Annotated in this window: 16 protein-coding genes; 7 read left to right on the plus strand and 9 right to left on the minus strand. The window is 68.4% G+C overall.

Annotation, left to right across the window (positions count from 1 at the left end; genetic code table 11):
• The first annotated feature begins 78 nt into the window (after nucleotides 1-78).
• The 4 genes from THITH_RS13495 to cydC all read left to right on the plus strand — a co-directional run bounded on the left by THITH_RS13495 (nucleotide 79) and on the right by cydC (nucleotide 6,344).
• A complete protein-coding gene (locus tag THITH_RS13495; protein ID WP_006747292.1) occupies nucleotides 79-1,479 on the plus strand; it encodes a cytochrome ubiquinol oxidase subunit I in 1,401 nt (466 codons plus the stop codon).
• 15 nt (nucleotides 1,480-1,494) lie between these two features.
• Nucleotides 1,495-2,493, plus strand: coding sequence for a cytochrome d ubiquinol oxidase subunit II (gene cydB / locus THITH_RS13500; RefSeq protein WP_006747291.1), 999 nt, complete (start codon nucleotides 1,495-1,497; stop codon nucleotides 2,491-2,493).
• Between the two features lie 484 nt (nucleotides 2,494-2,977).
• Nucleotides 2,978-4,678: a thiol reductant ABC exporter subunit CydD gene (gene cydD / locus THITH_RS13505; protein ID WP_006747290.1), complete on the plus strand. Its 1,701-nt coding sequence runs from the start codon at nucleotides 2,978-2,980 to the stop codon at nucleotides 4,676-4,678.
• Entirely contained in the window at nucleotides 4,671-6,344 is a 1,674-nt protein-coding gene (gene cydC, locus THITH_RS13510; protein WP_006747289.1) for a thiol reductant ABC exporter subunit CydC, read from the plus strand. The genes cydD and cydC overlap by 8 nt, the downstream gene beginning before the upstream one ends.
• Nucleotides 6,345-6,394: 50 nt before the next feature.
• Here the strand turns inward: cydC and THITH_RS13515 are convergent, their stop codons facing one another.
• The 5 genes from THITH_RS13515 to rluD form a co-directional block, all read right to left on the minus strand.
• Nucleotides 6,395-6,682 carry a hypothetical protein gene (locus tag THITH_RS13515; protein ID WP_006747288.1) on the minus strand — a complete coding sequence of 96 codons (288 nt, stop codon included), beginning with the start codon at nucleotides 6,680-6,682 and terminating at the stop codon, nucleotides 6,395-6,397.
• Nucleotides 6,683-6,798: 116 nt separating this feature from the next.
• The gene (locus THITH_RS13520) at nucleotides 6,799-7,476 is read right to left on the minus strand and encodes an EAL domain-containing protein (RefSeq protein WP_232222207.1); all 678 of its coding nucleotides are present in this window, start codon (nucleotides 7,474-7,476) and stop codon (nucleotides 6,799-6,801) included.
• 411 nt (nucleotides 7,477-7,887) lie between these two features.
• Complete coding sequence (gene clpB, locus THITH_RS13525) at nucleotides 7,888-10,455, minus strand: ATP-dependent chaperone ClpB (protein ID WP_025367574.1); 2,568 nt, start codon at nucleotides 10,453-10,455, stop codon at nucleotides 7,888-7,890.
• Between the two features lie 382 nt (nucleotides 10,456-10,837).
• Nucleotides 10,838-11,581: a peptidoglycan editing factor PgeF gene (gene pgeF, locus THITH_RS13530; protein WP_006747284.1), complete on the minus strand. Its 744-nt coding sequence runs from the start codon at nucleotides 11,579-11,581 to the stop codon at nucleotides 10,838-10,840.
• Between the two features lie 65 nt (nucleotides 11,582-11,646).
• Nucleotides 11,647-12,654, minus strand: coding sequence for a 23S rRNA pseudouridine(1911/1915/1917) synthase RluD (gene rluD / locus THITH_RS13535; RefSeq protein WP_006747283.1), 1,008 nt, complete (start codon nucleotides 12,652-12,654; stop codon nucleotides 11,647-11,649).
• Here rluD and THITH_RS13540 point away from each other — a divergent pair.
• Nucleotides 12,653-13,507: an outer membrane protein assembly factor BamD gene (locus THITH_RS13540; protein WP_041483449.1), complete on the plus strand. Its 855-nt coding sequence runs from the start codon at nucleotides 12,653-12,655 to the stop codon at nucleotides 13,505-13,507. The genes rluD and THITH_RS13540 overlap by 2 nt on opposite strands.
• 48 nt (nucleotides 13,508-13,555) lie before the next feature.
• Here the strand turns inward: THITH_RS13540 and THITH_RS13545 are convergent, their stop codons facing one another.
• Genes THITH_RS13545 through sucC form a run of 4 tightly spaced genes read right to left on the minus strand, consistent with a single transcriptional unit; the run spans nucleotide 13,556 to nucleotide 17,693 of the window.
• The gene (locus THITH_RS13545) at nucleotides 13,556-13,894 is read right to left on the minus strand and encodes a P-II family nitrogen regulator (RefSeq protein ID WP_006747281.1); all 339 of its coding nucleotides are present in this window, start codon (nucleotides 13,892-13,894) and stop codon (nucleotides 13,556-13,558) included.
• A gap of 47 nt (nucleotides 13,895-13,941) precedes the next feature.
• On the minus strand, nucleotides 13,942-15,654 hold the full coding sequence (locus THITH_RS13550) for an NAD+ synthase (protein ID WP_006747280.1): 1,713 nt from the start codon (nucleotides 15,652-15,654) through the stop codon (nucleotides 13,942-13,944).
• Nucleotides 15,655-15,666: 12 nt separating this feature from the next.
• Nucleotides 15,667-16,536, minus strand: a complete 870-nt coding sequence (gene sucD, locus THITH_RS13555) for a succinate--CoA ligase subunit alpha (RefSeq protein WP_006747279.1) — start codon at nucleotides 16,534-16,536, stop codon at nucleotides 15,667-15,669.
• Nucleotides 16,533-17,693, minus strand: a complete 1,161-nt coding sequence (sucC, locus tag THITH_RS13560; RefSeq protein WP_006747278.1) for an ADP-forming succinate--CoA ligase subunit beta — start codon at nucleotides 17,691-17,693, stop codon at nucleotides 16,533-16,535. Before sucC ends, sucD begins: the two co-directional genes overlap by 4 nt.
• Nucleotides 17,694-17,798: 105 nt before the next feature.
• Between sucC and THITH_RS13565 the strand changes: the two genes are divergently transcribed.
• A complete protein-coding gene (locus tag THITH_RS13565) occupies nucleotides 17,799-18,044 on the plus strand; it encodes a PP0621 family protein (RefSeq protein WP_025367575.1) in 246 nt (81 codons plus the stop codon).
• Nucleotides 18,007-19,689, plus strand: a complete 1,683-nt coding sequence (locus THITH_RS13570) for a sensor histidine kinase (RefSeq protein WP_006747276.1) — start codon at nucleotides 18,007-18,009, stop codon at nucleotides 19,687-19,689. Before THITH_RS13565 ends, THITH_RS13570 begins: the two co-directional genes overlap by 38 nt.
• Nucleotides 19,690-19,704: the final 15 nt, after the last annotated feature.

The raw sequence follows: 19,704 nt of genomic DNA on the forward strand, positions 1-19,704 counted from the left end.
CTGCGTATACTGATTCATTAAAGCTCCATTCGTATCCAGTCGCAGCCGGTTGGAATCACCCGACCCCAGGGAAGCCTCATGGAATTCGACCCCCTACTCCTCTCGCGTATCCAGTTCGCGTTCGTCGTGTCCTTCCACGCGATCTTTCCGGTCTTCACGATCGGGCTCGCCACCTACATCGCGCTGCTCGAAGCGATCGCCTACCGCACCCGGGATCCGCATTGGGCGCGCCTGTCGCAGTTCTGGATCAAGATCTTCGCCGTCGTCTTCGGCATGGGCGTCGTGTCCGGGCTGGTAATGGCGTTCCAGTTCGGCACCAACTGGAGCGAGTTCTCCTACCGCACCGCCAACTTCCTGGGGCCGATCCTGGCCTACGAGGTCGTGACCGCGTTCTTCCTCGAGGCGGCGTTCCTCGGCGTGCTGCTGTTCGGCCGCAAGAAGGTACCGCCCGGCGTGCACCTGTTTGCCGCGGTGATGGTCGCGCTCGGCACTTTCATCTCGTCGTTCTGGATCCTGTCGGCGAACTCGTGGATGCAAACGCCCGCCGGCTTCGAATTGCGCGATGGCATGGTGCACGTCACCAGCTGGCTGGAAGCGATCTTCAATCCGTCGTTCCCCTACCGCTTCGTGCATATGGCCATCGCATCACTGCTGACCGGCGGCTTCGTGGTCGCGGGCATCGCGGCCTGGTACCTGCTGCGCGGACACGCGGTGACCGCGAGCAAGCGGGCGCTGAAGATGACGCTGGTGATGCTGGCGATCGCCGCGCCGGCCCAGCTCGTGATCGGCGACTTCCACGGCCTGAACACGCTGGAGCACCAGCCCGCAAAGGTTGCGGCGATGGAGGGGGCCTGGGAGACCCAGGAGGGGCTGCCACTGCTGCTGTTCGCGATCCCCGACGCAGCGAACGAGACCAACCATTTCGAGATCGGCATTCCGAAGCTGGCGAGCCTGATCCTGACCCACGAATGGGACGGCGAGGTCCAGGGGCTGAAGGAGTGGTCCGCGGAGGAACGCCCACCGGTCGGCATCGTATTCTGGACCTTCCGGATCATGGTCGCGATCGGCATGGTGATGATCGTGGCCGCACTCTGGGGCGCATGGCTGCTGTACCGTGGCCGCCTGCTGGAAAGCCGTCGCTACCTGCGCCTGCTGACCTGGATGATCCCGCTGCCATTCGTCGCGGTGCTGGCCGGCTGGTTCGTGACCGAGGTGGGCCGCCAGCCCTGGATCCTCTACGGGGTGATGACGGTGCAGGATGGCATGACGCCGGCGCTGACCGGCGGCATGGCCCTGTTCACGCTGGTCGGCTACATCCTGGTGTACGCGGTGGTCTTCACCGCCGGGATCTACTATCTGACCCGGATCGTGCGCAAGGGCATGCCGGAAACCGACGAAGAGCAACAGGACCCGCAGGGACACCCGAAGCGGCCGCTGTCGGCAGCGGACACCCCGCTCGATTCCTCGGCCGGGCTTTGATAAGGAGAATGCGGCATGTTTGATTTCACCTATCTCTGGGTCCTGATCATCGGCTTCGGCGTGCTGATGTACGTGCTGACCGACGGCTTCGACCTCGGCGTCGGCATTCTCTTCCCGTTCGCACGCAGCGAGCAGGACCGGGACATCCTGATGAACTCGGTCGCGCCGGTCTGGGACGGCAACGAGACCTGGCTGGTGCTGGGCGGCGCCGGCCTGCTCGCGGCCTTCCCGCTGGTCTACACGGTATTCCTGCCGGCGCTGTACATCGGCGTGTTCCTGATGCTCGCGGGGCTGATCTTCCGCGGCGTCGCGTTCGAATTCCGCTTCAAGTCGGCACCCGGCCGGCGCGGCTTCTGGAACTGGGCGTTCTTCGGCGGCTCGCTGGTCGCGACCTTTGCCCAGGGCGCGGTCGTCGGCACCTTCATCCAAGGCTTCGAGACCGAGAACTTCCGCTATGTGGGCGGGCCGCTCGACTGGTTGACCCCGTTCACCGTGATGACCGGCCTCGGCATGGTCGTCGGCTACGGACTGCTCGGCGCGACCTGGCTGCTGCTGAAGACCGACGGCGAGACGCAACAGTGGGCACGGCGCTGGGCCTACCGCCTGCTGGCGGCGATGATGGTGTTCTTCGTGATCGTCAGCCTGTGGACGCCGCTGGCCGACGAATACGTGCGCGGCCGCTGGTTCGACCACCTGACCTGGCTGTGGGTGCTGCCGCTCGCGACGGTATTGGTCGCCGCCGGACTCTGGCGTTCACTGAGCTGCTGCTACGAGGCAACGCCGTTCATCGCCACGATCGGCCTGTTCGCGCTGTTCTATGCGGGGCTGCTGTTCAGCAAGTGGCCGTACGTGGTCCCGCCGAACTACACCTTCCACGACGCGGCCTCGGCACCGGAAAGTCAGCTGTTCCTGCTGATCGGCCTGCTGTTCGTGATTCCCTTCGTGCTGATGTACTCGGCCTGGACCTACTACGTATTCCGGGGCAAGGTACGCGCCGACGCGGGGTATCACTGACTTTCATGGCCAGCGGCCACCCTGCAACATGAAAAGGCGAGCCACGGAAAGCACGGACAGACACGGAAATAAGGATTTGATTTGTTTCATCTTCCGTGATTTCCGTGTCCTTCCGTGGCGGTCATTTCACACTAACTTCCATGCCCCGTGAGACCACCCCCAATGATGAAAGACGCGTAGGGCGGAAAAGGCCGAAGGCCGTCATCCGCCATCCGGCGCCCGGAGTGCCACGGGCGCCTGGGCAATGCGAACGCCGTGTGGCGGATGACGCTGCGCTTTTCCGCCCTACGGGACTCGTCCCCACCTCTGGTTCTTTCACGTTACGCTTGCGGCTGGAGGCCTCACGCCCCACGATCACCCATCCATCAGCGCTTCCCTAACGCAGTGCCCTCCCCCCACCCCCGCCCCGCTTTGCGCGGAAGGGATGAAGAAGGGACCGGCGCACCACCCACATCCGAAACCCGCGCGTGACCGCCCGGCTCCGATGCCGACCGAATCCCCCCCTTCCCCCACACCGCCGACACCCCGCGACTTCCTGCGGGGCCTGCTCCGCCCGCACCGGCGCTGGCTGCACCTGGCCTGGCTTGCCGGCCTCGGCGCGGCGGCCGCGACCGTCGCGTTCGCCGGCAGCATCGCCTGGCTGGTCCACCAGAGCCTGTTCGCCCCCGGCCAAACCGGCCCCTGGCCGTGGCTTGGGCTGGCACTGGCGGCAGCGGTCCTGCGCTATGGGCTGCAGACGCTGCGCGACTGGAGCGGACAGCGTCTCGCCTTCGCGGTCCGCGGCGAGCTGCGTGCCCGCCTCGCCGGCACTGCCGCCCGTATCGGCCCGGTGCATCTCGGCCAGCGCGGGCATTCCGGCGCCTGGGCCAGCCGCTACCAGGAACAGGTTGACGCCCTTGGCGGGTATTTCGCGCGCTACCTGCCGGCGCTGGGGCTGGCTTTCGCAGTACCGCTGTTGCTGCTGGCCACCGCCTTTGCGCTGGACTGGATCGCCGGGCTGCTGCTGCTCCTGTCCGCACCGCTGATCCCGGTGTTCATGGCCCTGATCGGCATGGGCAGTCAGCAAATCCACGAAGAGCAACAGGAGCGGCAGAACCGGCTCGCCGGGCACTTCCTGGACCGCATCCGTAACCTCGACCTGTTGCGCCGCAGCCTCGCGCTGGACGTCGCCCGGGCCGAAGTGGCCACCGCCGCGCATGGCTACCGCCGCCTGAGCATGCGGGTGCTGCGAGTGGCCTTTCTCTCCTCCGCGGTAATGGAGTTCTTCAGCGCAATCGCAATCGGCCTGGTCGCGATTTATGTAGGGTTCGCGCTGCTCGGGTTCCTGGAGTTCGGGCCGGCCGGCAAACTCGCGCTGTTCCCGGGCCTTTTCGTGCTGCTGCTCGCCCCCGAGTACTTCCAGCCGTTGCGGCAATTCGCACAGAGCTACCACGACCGAGCGGGTGCCGTCGCGGCGGCCTCGGCGCTGGCGCCGCTGCTGCAACCGGCCACGCGCGGCCAGCCGCCGGCGCCATCGCTGCCTGCACCAACCACCGGGCCGCTGCTGCGCCTGGAAGGCGCCCGAGTGCGCTACGATCCCAAGGGTCCGCCCGCGCTGCAGGGCGTGCACCTCGAGATCGCCGCGGGCGAACGCGTCGGGCTCGTCGGGCCCAGCGGCAGCGGCAAATCGACTTTGCTGGCGCTGTGCGCCGGCTTCGTCGCGGCCGACAGCGGCACGGTCACCCGCGCGCCGGCGGCTGCCCGGTTTGCCTGGATCGGGCAGCGGGCCCACCTGTTCCACGGCAGCCTGCGCGAGAACCTGCATCTGGCTGCCGGCCCCGATGCGACCGATGCCGAACTCGCGACGGCATTGCAGGCGGCGGGGCTGCCGGTGCACGACCCGACCCTGCCCCTTGGACTGGACACGCCGATCGGCGAAGCCAGCCGCGGCATCTCCGGGGGGCAGGCTCAGCGCGTGGCGCTGGCCCGGGCGCTGCTCTCCGGCAGTCGTCTGTGGCTGCTGGACGAGCCGACCAGCGCGCTGGACCGGGAGACCGCGGAAGACCTCCTGGCGCGACTGCTGCGGCACGCGAGCGAACGCGGCATCACGCTGCTGCTGGCCACCCACCAGATCGAGATCGCCCGGCGGATGACCCGCATCCTGCGGCTCGAGGCCGGGCAACTGTGCGAGGATCGGCGTGTCTGAGTGGTCGTTCCTCCGTACCGTACTGCGCGGCCGCCGCGCCTGGACCGGTACCGCCTACCTGCTGCTCGCGCTGACCTGGGCCGCGGGGATCGGCCTGTTGGCCTTGTCCGGCTGGTTCATCACCGCGTCGGCATTGGCCGGGGCCGGCCTGCTGCTCGGACTGGAGTTGTTCACGCCGTCCGCGGCCATCCGTGCCGCCGCGCTGCTGCGCACGCTGGCACGCTACGGCGAGCGGGTGATCGGGCACGAGGCCGTGCTGCGCGTGCTGGCCGATCTGCGCATACGCAGCTTCGCCGCCATCGCCCGGCTTCCAGCCGCGCGCCAGCGTGCACTGCGCAGCGGCGATCTCCAGCAGCGCCTGACCGCCGACATCGACACGCTGGACGCGGTACCCCTGCGCATCACGGGTCCGCTCGTTGCGGCGGTGCTCGCAATCGCTGCCGCCGCCGCGCTGGCGGCATGGCTGGCGCCATGGCCGGCTGCACTGCTGCTGGTCGCAGGCGCGGCGCTGACACTGGCCACGTCGCTTGCCGCCGCCCGCGCCGGACAGGCACAGGGGCGCGAGCTGATCGAGCAGCGCAGTCGCCAGCGGGTCGCGCTGCTCGACTACTTCGGCGGGCTCGCCGAACTGCTCGCGTACCGCCGGATCGACCGGCAGCGGGCGCTGCTCGACCGGCTCGAGAACGAACAGGCGGCACGACTGTGGCGCCAGGAGCGCGTGGCGTTCGTGACCGACCAGGCGGTGCAGCTGCTGGTCGCGGCACTCACGCTGGCGATGCTCGGGCTGGCGCTGCACTGGCACGCGCAGGACCGCATCGATGCGCCGGTGGCGGTGCTGCTGACGCTGATGACGCTGGGCCTGAACGAAGTGCTGAGCACCTTGCCAGGCGCGCTGTGGCGCGTCGGCGAGAGCCTGCAGGCCGCGGGCCGCCTGCAGCAGCTCGGACTCACCGCCGACGAGAAGGATTCTGCGCCCGCGCCGGAACCTGCAAGCGATCGGCCGGCACCAGCCCCCGATGGCACACTCGAGGCACAGGACCTGGCGATCGGCTTCGACCCCGGCCGGCCGCTGGTGGCCGGCCTGTCCTTCGTGCTCCAGCCCGGATGCCCACTGGTGATCCACGGCCGCAGCGGCGTCGGCAAGACCACGCTGCTGGAGACGCTGGCCGGCGAACGGGAGCCGCTGACCGGCGAGTTACGACTCGCGGGACAGCGGCTCGGCGACTGGCCGGAAGCCGCCCGCTACCGCGCCGTGGGCTACCTGCCGCAGCACACGTCGCTGCTGGACGCGAGCATCGGTGACAACCTGCGCCTCGGCCGGCAGGATCTTCCGGATCAAACCCTCTGGCAGGCGCTCGAGGCGGTCGATCTCGCCACGGCCCTTCGGCGCGAGGGTTTCGGGCTGGACTATGCGGTTGGCGAGGGCGGACGCCGGCTGTCGGGAGGCCAGGCCCGGCGCCTGGCGCTGGCTGCCCTGCTGCTGCGCGACACGCCGGTGACGCTGCTGGACGAACCGTTTGCAAGCCTCGACCCCGGCACCGCAGCGCGCGTGCTGAAAAACATCGCGCCCTGGTTCGCAACCCGGCGGGTAGTGATCGTCACCCATGCCCCCGAGACGCTGCCCGGCAGTTGGCCCCGGCTGCAGATCGCGCCGCCGCGCGGCTGAGCCCGGCGGCCGGGCGCCGCTGCCCGCGCATGCGCGGAAACGCAGGCCGATCAGGGATCGCCGGGACGCCAGACGCCCGAGGCCTGCTGCGGAGGCTGTGCCGCACCCTTGCGGCTCTCGACATCCAGGAACACCGAGTGCATGAACTGCCCGAGTTCCGAGAGGTAGTCCTTGCGCTGTTCGACGGGCTCGGGCATCTGCGCGACCAGATACCCGGCCACGGCCGCGAGGTACTGCACCGCCACCACGGTTTCGCTCGCACGGGGGTCGGCCTTGGTCAGCGCGTTCCTGAGATTCTGGATCAATTCGCCGGAAAGTTGCAGGCTATCGTCGCTCATCGGGAATCCCTTCATTGGATTGGGAGCCGCATCAGACTACGGCATCGATCCGCCAGGCAAGAGCCGGGATGCGGAAAGGGGACATCGCGTTCTAGCAGCCCAAGTCCGACAGGCTCCTAGGGCCAGCGGACCTCAGCCACGGCGCGAAACGCGGGGCGCGCGAACAGGTACCCCTGGAACAGATCCACGCCGAGATCACGTAGCGCCTGATACTCGTCCGGCGTTTCGACCCCCTCGGCAATCACGTCGATTCCCAGCTCGCTGCAGACCTGCATGATGCCGCGCACGATCGCGCGCCGGCCAGGATCTCGGTCGATGCTGCGCACCAGAGCCATGTCGAGCTTGACCAGGTCGGTGCGCAGTTCCGCGAGCAGGTTCAAACCGGCATAACCGGCACCGAAATCGTCGATCGCAGTCTTGAAGCCCCGGGCTTGATAATGCTCTACGATCGCGCGCAGGTGCTGCAGGTCATCCACCCGCTCACTTTCGGTGATCTCGAAGATGATGCTGTCGATCGGAAACCCGTACTCCTTTGCAGCCTCCAGCGTGGTACGGATACACAGTTCCGGTTGGTAGACGGCATTCGGCATGAAGTTGATGCTCACGCACCCGACGCCGAGCGCGGTCGCCTCTTCGATCGCCCGCACGCGGCAGGCCTGATCGAACCGGTAGCGGTTGCCATCGTTGACGTGGGCAAAGATCGCGCCCGCGGGCTCGCCGGCTGCGCCCCGGACCAGCGCCTCCTGCGCAAAAACGGTACGGGTGGAGGGCCTGACGATGGGTTGGAATGCCATGGAGATCGGCACATCGAACTCGCCCGCATCCGCACAGCCATTGCAGCCCACGCGCCTGCCGCGAGTGTTTGATTCAGCATCCATGATGCAACCCATCCCCAACGATCATGGCGATGCCCGCCACACCAAGAAATGGAAGCCGGCCGCGCATCGCCGTGATCGTTCCCGCTCCCCATCCTCTCCCGCAAGTTGGAGGGGACTTTCTGCGCGCGACTTCCAGGTTACTGTCATGCTTCGACGACGCCCGCCGGCGACGCAGCATGCACAGGCGACAGGGATAACAGACCACGCCCGCCTGGGCAAGCTCGAGCACCCGCGGCCCGCGAGATCGTCGCCCCGCAGATGGCGAAGAGAAGGCACTGCGCGGCGGATGTGGCCGAAGGCCCCGTCCGCCGCTCGGGTACCGGTCGCTCAGGGCCGAAACACCAGTCCGCCCTCGCCGACATCGACATGCACGGTATCGCCGGGCGAGAACTGACCCGACAACAGCGCCTGGGCCAGCGGGTTCTCGACCTGGTGCTGGATCGCGCGCTTCAGCGGGCGGGCGCCGTAGACCGGGTCGAACCCGGCCTCGCCGAGCCGGTCGAGCGCGGCCTCGCTGACTTCGAACGCGATGTCGCGCTCGGCGAGCCGCTGGCGCAGCAGCCGCAGCTGGATGTCGGTGATCGCCCGGATCTGTTCGCGCCCGAGCGGGTGGAACACGACCACGTCGTCGATCCGGTTAATGAACTCGGGCCGGAAATGACTTCCGACGACCTCCATCACCGCGGCCTTCATCTGCTGATAGTGTTCCTCGCCCGCCATCTCCTGGATCAGCTGCGAGCCGAGGTTCGAAGTCATCACGATCACGGTGTTGCGGAAGTCGACCGTGCGCCCGTGGCCGTCGGTCAGGCGACCGTCGTCGAGCACCTGCAGCAATACGTTGAACACATCCGGGTGCGCCTTCTCGACCTCGTCGAGCAGGATCACCGAATAGGGCTTGCGCCGCACCGCCTCGGTCAGGTACCCGCCCTCTTCGTAGCCGACGTAGCCCGGCGGCGCGCCGATCATCCGCGCGACGGAGTGCTTCTCCATGAACTCGGACATGTCGATCCGGACCATCGCGTCCTCGGTGTCGAACAGGAACGCGGCCAGCGCCTTGGTCAGTTCGGTCTTGCCGACACCGGTCGGGCCGAGGAACAGGAACGATCCGCTCGGGCGGTTGGGATCCGACAGCCCGGCACGCGCGCGCCGGATCGCGTTCGCGACCGCACGCATCGCTTCCTCCTGGCCGACCACGCGTTGGCCGATCGCCTCTTCCATCCGCAGCAGCTTGTCCTTCTCGCCCTCGAGCATCTTGGACACCGGGATGCCGGTCCAGCGCGAAACGACTTCGGCGACTTCCTCGTCGGTCACCTTGTTGCGCAGCAGACGCGTCTCGCGGGTCTCCAGCTCCGCGGCCTGCTCGAGCCCCTTCTGCAGCTCGGGGATGCGCCCGTACTGCAGCTCCGACATGCGGTTCAGATCGCCGGCGCGGCGCGCGGTTTCCAGTTCCATGCGCGCGCGCTCGAGGTCTTCCTTGATCTGCGCGGCGCCGGTCACCGCCGCCTTCTCGGACTTCCAGATCTCCTCGAGATCCGAGTACTCGCGCTCGAGCCGCTCGATCTCGTCCTCGAGCGCGTCCAGGCGCTTGCGCGAGGCCTCGTCGGTCTCCTTCTTCATCGCCTCGCGCTCGATCTTCAGCTGAATCAGGCGGCGGTCGAGCCGGTCCATCTCCTCGGGCTTGGAATCGATCTCCATACGGATGCGCGACGACGCCTCGTCGACCAGGTCGATCGCCTTGTCGGGCAGCTGGCGGTCGGTGATATAGCGCTGCGAGAGCTGCGCCGCCGCGACGATCGCCGGGTCGGTGATCTCGATCCCGTGGTGCACCTCGTAGCGCTCCTTCAGGCCGCGCAGGATCGCGATCGTGTCCTCCAGCGTCGGTTCGTCGACCAGCACCTTCTGGAAGCGGCGCTCGAGTGCCGCATCCTTCTCGATGTATTTGCGGTATTCGTCCAGCGTGGTCGCGCCAATGCAGTGCAGCTCGCCGCGAGCCAGCGCCGGCTTCAGCATGTTGCCGGCATCCATCGCGCCCTCGGCCTTGCCGGCGCCGACCATCGTGTGCAGCTCGTCGATGAACAGGATCACCCGGCCCTCTTCCTTCGCGAGGTCCTTCAACACCGACTTCAGCCGCTCCTCGAAGTCGCCGCGGTACTTGGCACCGGCGAGCAATGCACCGAGATCCAGCGCCAGCACGCGCTTGTCCTTCAGCCCCTCGGGCACCTCGCCGTTGATGATGCGCTGCGCGAGTCCCTCGACGATCGCGGTCTTGCCGACGCCGGGTTCGCCGATCAATACCGGGTTGTTCTTGGTGCGCCGCTGCAATACCTGCACCGCGCGGCGAATCTCGTCGTCGCGGCCGATCACCGGGTCGAGCTTGCCCTGCTCGGCGCGCTCGGTCAGGTCGATAGTGTATTTCTCCAGAGCCTGGCGGGTATCCTCGGCGCTGGGGTCGTCGACACTGGCGCCGCCGCGCATCTGCTCCACCGCCTTCTCCAGCGCACCCGACGTCACGCCTGCCCGTTTCAGGATCTCGGCCGCAGGGCCGCGGTCCTGCACCGCCGCAAGCAGGAACAGCTCCGACGAGATGTACTGGTCCTTGCGTTGCTGGGCCAGCTTGTCGGACACGTTCAGCAGCCGGTTCAGGTCGTTCGAGACATGCACCTCGCCGGGCGTGCCCTCGACCCGTGGCAGCCGCCCGAGCGCGTCGTCCAGCGCGGAACGCAGTTGGTTCACGTTGCCGCCAGCCTGGGCCAATACCGGCCTTGCGGTACCGCCCTCCTGGTTCAGCAATGCGGCGAGCACGTGCACCGGCTCGATGAACTGGTGGTCGCGGCCGACGGCCAGCGACTGCGCGTCGGCCAGGGCCTCCTGAAACTTCGTGGTCAGTCGATCCATACGCATGGACGGGTTCCCCTCGCGGAAAGCTTTGATCTGACACCTTAGGTGGGGGTATGCGCGCGATATTCAAGGGCGCGGGCGCTGCGCTGACTGGCCCCGGAAGGCCAGGGGCATCTGAATCGGCACCCCTCTCACGGCTTTTCTCGGGGGCGACGTGTAGGGTGGAAAAGCGCAGCGTCATCCACCGTGCGGCGTTCGGAGCGACCCTGCGCGCCCGCGGCAACTCCGGCGTGGGAATGGCGGATGACGGCCTTCGGCCTCTTCCGCCCTACCCCTATTTCATGGTCGCGGGTGGGTGCGCCTCCTGCGTCGGCACGACCCACGGCGCCCACCGATCCTTTCATGAGCCGCCGGGGGGCATCCAGGCCAGACGCACCGATCAGGAAACGCGCCAGATCAGCGTGGCCATGCGGCCGCAGACGCCGTCGCGGCGGTAGGAAAAAAAGGTGTCGGACTCAGCGAAGGTACAACGCCCGCCACCGTGGATCTCGCGGATGCCGGCGTGCCGCAGCCGCCGGCGCGCCAGCCGATAGAGGTCCGCGAACCAGCGATCGCCGGTTCCAGGCCGGAATGCGGCCTCTGCGGCGGGATCGCCGGCCAGAAACGCTGCGCGCACCTCGGGCCCCACTTCGAAGTTCTCCGGGCCGATCGCAGGTCCGAGCCAGGCGGTCACATCGCCTGGCGAACGAGCCATCGCCTGCAGCGTGGCTTCCAGCACGCCTGCGGCCAGTCCGCGCCAGCCCGCGTGCGCAGCCGCGACCGTACCCCCGTCCCGACTTGCGAGCAGCACCGGCAGACAGTCGGCCGTCTGCACACCGCAGACCTGTCCGGGGCGCCGGGCGACCACCGCATCCGCGTCGGTTTCCGAATCGCGCAGCTCGCCCGCGTCGGCCACCGCCGCGCCGTGCACCTGCCGGGGCCAGGCCGGGGGCACCGGCAACTCGAGTGCAGCGGCGAGCAGGCGCCGGTTGGCTGCGACCGCCGCCTCGGCATCCCCGGTATGCCGGGCGAGGTTCAGTGTGCTCCAACGGCCGGTGCTGACACCGCCGGCGCGGGTCGTCTGCACCGCGCGCAGGTTCGGCGGCAACGGCCAGTCGGGGACGATCAGCGGAATCGCGGCCATGGCACCCCCGAAGAATCCCGCGCCCGGCGAACCCAGTCCGTATCCGCCGCCGCGATCACGTGCATCTACGCTCCCCCGGCCCGGGTCGCGTCGGCTACGAGCGCATCGAGCAGCGCCTGGAAGTCGGCGGGCAGCGGCGCCTCGAAACGGCACTCGGCACCGGTGTCCGGATGCCTTAACCCGAGCACCGCGGCATGCAGCGCCTGACGCTGGAATGCCGCCAGCGCCTGGGCGGCGGCCGGCTCCATGTCGCGTACCGGGCGCGGCCGCCCGCCGTAGACCGGGTCGCCGACCACGGGGTGCCCGATCTGCGCCATGTGGACCCGGATCTGGTGGGTGCGGCCGGTGTCCAGCCGCACTTCGACCAGGGTATGCGCGCGCAGCCGGCGCCGCACCCGATAATGGGTGACCGCGGGCTTGCCGCCCGCGACCACCGCCATCCGCTTGCGGTCCACCGGATGTCGCCCGATCGGCGCTTCCAGGGTTCCTCCGGAGATCAGCACGCCCTGCACCAATGCCAGGTATTCGCGGTGCACGCTCCGTTCCTGCAGCTGCCGGACCAGCGCGGTCTGGGCGGCCGGCGTGCGGGCGACGACCAGCAGCCCGGTGGTGTCCTTGTCCAGCCGGTGCACGATTCCCGCGCGTGGCAGCGCCGACAGTTCCGGAGCGTGATGCAGCAGCGCATTGACCAACGTCCCCTCCCGGTGCCCCGCAGCAGGGTGCACCACGAGCCCGGCAGGCTTGTTGATCACGACGATCGCGGCGTCTTCATGCACCACTTCGAGTGCGATCGCCTCGGGCTGCGCAGCCGAGGCCGGGGCATCGGGAATCCGCAGCCGCACCCGTTCGCCCCCGCGCACCGCGTCCCGCGGACGGGGCTGGCTGCCGTCGACGGTCAGCGCGCCCTGCTTCAGCCATTGGGTAAGCTGGCTGCGCGAGTAGCCGTCGAAGACCCGGGCCAGTGCCGCGTCCAGGCGCATCCCCGCCAGCTCAGCGGGGATTTCCTGCTGCAGCTCTCGGGCGCGCACAGCGGCGCGTGGCGAAGGCACGTTGTTGTAGAATCCGACTGTCATGTACTGGAATCGAGGCTCCGCCGTGTCACTGGCCCGTTCGTTGATCGCGCTGATCGCCATCATAACCCTCTCCGGCTGCGCGGCCTGGCAACAGGATCCGACCCGCAACTGGTCCGCAAGCCAGCTCTACGGCGAGGCGAAGGCGGCGCTGGACAGCGGCGATTACCAGCAGGCGGTCGAGTACTACGAGTTGCTCGAAGCCCGATTCCCCTTCGGCCGCTACGCCCAGCAGGCCCAGATCGAGATCCCGTACGCATACTACAAGGCTGCGGAACCCGAAGCCGCGCTGGCCGCGGTCGACCGTTTCGTTCAGCTGAATCCGCGCCATCCCCACGTCGACTATGCGTACTATCTGCGCGGCCTGATCAACTTCAACCGCGATCAGGGCTTCCTGTCGCGCATCTTTCCGATGGATCCCGCCGAGATGGACGTGAAACCGCTGGATCAGGCGTTCCAGGATTTCGGCCGATTGCTGCGCGAGTTCCCGGACAGCCGCTACGCCGAGGACGCCCACCAGCGCATGATCTTCATCCGCAACACCCTCGCCAACCACGAGATCCGCGTGGCGCAGTTCTACATGGAACGCCGCGCCTGGGTCGCCGCGGAGCAACGCGCCCGCTACGTCGTGGAACACTACCAGGGCGCCGAGGCGATGCCGCTGGCGCTGGCGATCCTGATCCAGAGTTACCGCGCGCTGGATCTCGATGACCACGCGGACAACACGATGGCCGTGCTGGAATTGAACTTCCCGGACCAGGCCGCCGCAGTGCGAGCCGGGCGGACGGTGACCCTCGACGGCGACACCGGCGGCGTGCGTCGCTGGCTCGAACGCCTGCCCTTCTTTGCGAACTGAGACCGGATCCCGCCGCATCGTGCCGGCGGCGGCCCCAACGAGGCGATGCTACAGCGCTTCGTTGCCTTCCTCGCCGGTGCGGATCCGCACCGCGCGGTCGACCGGGCTCACGAAGATCTTGCCGTCGCCGATCTTGCCGGTGCGCGACGCCTTGATGATCACCTCGATGCAGCGGTCCACCCGGTCGTCGTCGACCACCAGGTCGAGTTTCACCTTGGGCAGGAAATCGACGACGTACTCCGCGCCCCGATACAGTTCGGTATGCCCCTTCTGCCGCCCGAAGCCCTGCACCTCGGTGGCGGTCATGCCGGTGATGCCGATCTCGGTCAGCGCCTCGCGCACGTCCTCGAGCTTGAACGGCTTGATGATGGCTTCGATCTTCTTCATGTGCACTCCTGGAAACGGGAAATCTGTGGCGCTGCCCGGTGGACCGGTCAGCCCGCGCGGTAGCCCGAGGTAATCGGATAGCGCCGGTCACGCCCGAACGCGCGCGCGGACACGCGCACTCCGGGTGCTGCCTGGCGCCGCTTGAACTCGGCGAGAAATACCATCCGTGCCACGCGCTCGACCGTTTCCCGATCGAAGCCGCGGGCGACGATTTCGTCCACCGACGCCTCGTGCTCGACGAAGGCCTCGAGGATCTCGTCGAGCACCGGATACGGCGGCAGTGTCTGGGCGTCCTCCTGGTCGGGCGCCAGTTCCGCGCTGGGTGGCCGCGTGATCACCCGCTCCGGGATCACCCGGCCGATCTGGTTGCGCATTCGGGCCAAGCGGTAGACCCACTGCTTGGTCACGTCGCGCAGCGGTGCGAACCCCCCGGCCATATCGCCGTACAGTGTCGCATAGCCCACCGCCATCTCGCTCTTGTTTCCGGTCGCGAGCAGCAGCCGGCCGATCCGGTTCGACAAGGCCATCAGCAGCACGCCGCGACAGCGCGACTGCAGGTTCTGCTCGGTGACATCGGCCGGGTTGCGGGTCTGATCCGGAAACGATTCCCGCAGCCCGGCCCGAAACGCCTCGACCATCGGCTCGACCGCGAGTTCGCGGTAGTCGATCCCCAGCCAGGCCGCTTCCTGCCGTGCATCTTCGACACTCATCGATGTGGTATAGCGGTAGGGCATCATCACCGCCTCGACCTGATCCGCCCCCAGCGCATCCGCCGCCAGCGCGGCCGTCAGCGCCGAATCGATGCCTCCGGACAGGCCCAGCAACACGCCGCTGAAGCCGTTCTTGCGCACGTAGTCGCGGATGCCGACCATCAGCGCGCGGTACAGGTCCAGCGCATCGGGATCCGTCACCGCCGGCTCGGCGGCGGCGCCGTCGTCGGCGTTGCCCCAGAGGGGTGAGTCCGGCTCGGGTTGCTGCAGTTCCACCCCGACCTCGTGCAGGCGCAGCTGCCCACCCGGCATCACCTCGACGTCGACCAGCGCCTGCCCGGCGACCCAGGCCGGCAGCAGCGTCTGCGCCACGCCATCGGTTCCCATCGCGAACGACCGCCCGTCGAACACCAGTTCGTCCTGGCCGCCGACCTGGTTCAGATAGACCACCGGGCAACCGTTCTCGGCGACGCGGGCACGCACCACGGCCTCCCGCTGTGCCGCCTTCCCCCGGTGGAAGGGCGAGGCGTTCAGGTTCAGGATGATCTGGGCGCCGTCCGCCGCCGCCATCGCGGCCGGTTCGGGCTCCCAGATGTCCTCGCAGACGGTCAGGCCCAGCCGCAGCCCGCCGGCCTCGATCACGCAGGCGGATTCGCCCGGGTGGAAGTACCGGCGCTCGTCGAACACGCTGTAGTTCGGGAGTTTCTGCTTCGCGTAACAGGCCGCGACACCCCCGTCACGCAACAGTACTGCGGCGTTCAACACAGCGTCGGGGGTCGCAACCGGCGCACCCAGCACCAAGTCGATCCCGCGGGCACGCTCCGCGATCCGGTCGACCTCCTTGCGGGCATCCTCCAGAAAACGCCGGCGCAGCAGCAGATCCTCGGGCGGGTAGCCGGTGATCGCGAGTTCGGGAAACACGACCAGATCCGCGCCGGCGGCGCGGGCACGGCCGACCGCGTCCAGGATCGCGGCGGCGTTGGCCGCGAGCGCCCCGACCACGGGGTTCGTCTGCACCAGGGCCATGCGCAGCATCGGCTTGGGCGGCATCGGGGTCGGGCGCTAGCCGAGGGCGCGGGCCATCGCGCTACCGAGCTCGGCCGGGCTCGCGGCAATCTCGACCCCGGCGTCGCGCAGCGCCTCGATCTTCTGCGCGGCCGTACCCTTGCCGCCCGCGATGATCGCCCCGGCATGGCCCATGCGCCGGCCCGGCGGCGCGGTCGCGCCGGCGACGTAGGCGGCCACCGGCTTGCCGAACGCCTCGGCGATATACTTCGCGGCGCGCTCTTCGGCATCGCCGCCGATCTCGCCGACCAGCAGCACGCCGTCGGTTTCCGGATCCGCGGCGAAGAGTTCCAGGCAATCGACGAAGTCCATCCCCTGAATCGGGTCGCCGCCGATGCCGATGCAGGTGCTCTGCCCCAGACCCAGGTCGGTCGTCTGCTTCACCGCTTCGTAGGTCAGCGTTCCGGAGCGCGACACGATGCCGACGCGCCCACGCCGGTGGATGTAGCCGGGCATGATGCCGATCTTGCAGGCGTCGGGGGTGATGATGCCCGGGCAGTTCGGCCCGATCAGGCGTGCCGTGGTCTGGCCGAGGTATTGCTTCACCCGAATCATGTCCTGCACCGGAATCCCCTCGGTGATGCAGACCACCACCTCGATCCCGGCATCGGCGGCCTCGCAGATCGCGTCGGCGGCAAACGCCGCCGGGACATAGATCATGCTCGCCTGGGCTCCGGCTTCCTGTACCGCCTCGGCCACGGTGTCGAACACGGGCAGATCCAGGTGCCGCTGGCCGCCCTTGCCCGGGGTCACGCCTCCGACCAGCCGGGTGCCGTAGGCCAGCGCCTGCTCGGAATGGAAGGTTCCCTGCTTGCCAGTGAAACCCTGGCAGATGACGCGCGTTTCGCGGTCGACCAGAATGCTCATGCCGCCGCCTCCACCGCAGCCCGCGCCGCCTGATCCAGGTCGGCGGCGGCGACGATGTCCAGTTCGCTCGCGGCCAGTGCCGCGCGGCCCGCTTCGGCGTTCGTGCCCTCCAGTCGGACAACGACCGGCACCTGCACCTGCACCTCGCGAATCGCGGCGATGATGCCCTCGGCGATCAGGTCGCAGCGCACGATGCCCCCGAAGATGTTCACCAGCACCGCGCGCACGGAGGGATCGGACAGGATCAGTTTGAACGCCGCGGCGACGCGCTCGACCGTGGTGCCGCCCCCAACGTCGAGGAAATTCGCGGGTTGACCGCCATGGTGCTGGATCAGGTCCATCGTCGCCATCGCCAGCCCCGCGCCGTTCACCATGCAGCCGATGCTGCCATCGAGGCGGATGTAGTTCAGGTCATGCTCGTGCGCGCGTTCCTCGGCCTCGTGACGCTGGCGCGCGTCGCGCAGCCCGAAGATCTCGCGCTGGCGGTAGGCGGCCGAGTCGTCGATGACCAGTTTCGCATCCAGCGCGAGCAGCCGGTCGTCCGACGTCAGCACCAGCGGGTTGATCTCCAGCAACTGCGCATCGGAAGACTCGAACAACCGGTAGGCATCGGCGACCAGCCGCGCCGCGGCACGCGCGGGATCGCCGCGCAGCCCGAGCACCTGCGCCACGCGCCGTCCGTGAAACGGCATCACCCCGGTGGCCGGATGGATCGGCAACGTGACCACCGCAGCGGGCCGGTCCCGGGCCAGTTCTTCGATGTCCATGCCGCCCTCGGCCGAGATCACCATCACCACCGAAGCCCGGGCCCGGTCGACCAGCATCCCGAAATAGAACTCGCGCGCGATCGCCGCCGCCGGCTCCATCAGCACCTGGTCGATCGGGAATCCCTCCGGGCCGCCCTGCCCGGTGACCAGCCGCGCCCCGAGCAGACGCGCGACCGCGGCCTCGGCCTCGGCCGCATCGCTGGCCCGGACCACGCCGCCGGCCTTGCCGCGGCCGCCGCTGTGCACCTGCGCCTTGATCCACACGGTGTCCGTGCCGAGACGCGCCCATGCCCCGGCGGTATCGTCGACCCCGGTGATCAGTTCGCCCGGCGGCACCGGAATGCCGGCGGAACGGAACAGTGCCTTCGCCTGGAATTCGTGGAGGTTCATGCGCAAGGAGCATACCCAGCCGACACCGCAGCGACAACTGACCTTTCGCCTGGCGCGGCGGGCCATCCGCGTTTCGGACGCGGGTCGGTGCTAGAATCGGACGACATGAGAATCCTGTTCCTGATTGCGGCCATCGTCGGCGTATTCCTAATCGTGCGGATCCTGTTGCGAAGCCCCGCAAACAAGCAGGGTCCGGAGGCCACCGGGCGTATCAAGCAGCAGGGTTCGATGGTGCGCTGTGCGCATTGCGGGGTGCACGTCCCCCATCTCAATGCGTACCGGGCGGGCGAGCGCGTGTACTGCTCCCGCGATCATGCGCTGGAGGACGCCCGCAGCCGCGACGACGGCTGATTCCCCGTTGAACACCCCGGTCGACACCCCGCACTCGCTCTGGCTGATCTCGCTTTACCGGCTCTTCGTCGCCGCCTTCCTGTTGTGGCTGGGCACGATCGCCCCCGGCGATCCGGGATTCGTGCCGGCATCGACGGCGGGGTTTCTGTTCGTTGCCGCCGGTTACCTGGTATTCGCGATGGTGCTCGCAGTGCTGGCCCGCGAATCCAGGCAGGCACCCGCCGCGCTGCTGGACTACCAGATCATCGGCGGCGCGCTGGGCGACATTCTCGCGATCAGCCTGATCCTGCTGACCGCCGGAGGGGTCGAGACCGGGTTGGGGCTGTTGCTGATTCCGGCGGTCGCAGCCACCGCGGCCATGACCAGCGGCCGGATCAGCCTGTTCGTCGCTGCGCTGGCCACATTGATGCTGCTGACCACCGAGCTGGTGATTGGGCCAAAGCTCGCGTATGCGTTCACGCCCGCCCCGACTCAAACGGGTCTGCTGGGGGCCACGCTGTTCGCCGCAGTGATCGTGGCCTGGCGCCTGGCGCGCAGGGCCGGCATCAGCGAGGAACAGCTGGCCCGGCAGGAGGAGGATCTCGCCAACCTGGCCGAGTTGAATGCCCAGATCATCGCACGCATGGGTGCCGGGGTGATCGCAGTCGACCGCAACGGCCGGATCCGGAGCATCAACGAGGCGGCACGCCGCCTGCTTCCCCCGCGTGCCGGACGCACGCTCCAGGAACTCTCGCCACGCCTCGCCGAAGCGTTGCGCGGCTGGCAGCGTGAACCGAGGCTGCCGTCGTCGGTCCAGTTCCCGGGCGATGCCGAGCAGACCGAACTGGCCGTGCGGCTGGCACCCCTCGGATTCGCCGGCGAACAGGGAACCCTGCTGATCCTTGAGGACGCGACCGAGATCAAGCGCAAGGTGCATGCGAGCAAGCTGCAGTCGCTGGGGCGGCTGACTGCCAGCATCGCCCACGAGATCCGCAATCCGCTGGGCGCGATCAGCCACAGCGCGCAGCTGCTGGCCGAGTCTCCACAACTCACTCCCGGGGATCAACGCCTGCTCGAGATCATTCAGAATCAGAGCGCGCGGGTCGACCAGGTGATCCGGAACGTGCTCAGTCTCTCGCGCGGACGGCCTGCGGAACGCAGCAGACTGGTACTGCTCGAGCGTCTGGAACGCTTCGCCGACGAGTTCTGCACGGCACTGCAAATGCGCCGCGATGCACTGCACATCCGGGTGACCCCGCCCGACTCCGAGGTGCTGTTCGACCCGCTGCAGCTGAACCAGGTGCTTTGGAACCTGTGCAACAACGCGCGGGTGCACGGCGGACACGACCACCCTGCCCAGGGGCCGATCGTGCTGCGCGGGGGTGCCGGCCAGATCGGTCGGGCCACAATCCTCGACGTGATCGACGCCGGGCCGGGCATTTCCCCGGAGCAACAGGAGGGGCTGTTCGAGCCATTCCATTCCAACGCCCCGGGGGGTACCGGGCTTGGCCTGTACATCTCGCGGCTACTGTGCGAGAACAACGGGGCCGCGCTGGAATACGTGCAGCAACCCCAGGGAGGCTGCTTCCGCATCCTGTTCGCGCCCGTGGACGAGGTATCGTCCCCAGTGGAGCAGGCGCCGCCAGGTCTCGGTGACTCGAAATGACCGGCCTGGATGCCT

This window comes from Thioalkalivibrio paradoxus ARh 1 (assembly GCF_000227685.2).
GTDB lineage: Bacteria > Pseudomonadota > Gammaproteobacteria > Ectothiorhodospirales > Ectothiorhodospiraceae > Thioalkalivibrio > Thioalkalivibrio paradoxus.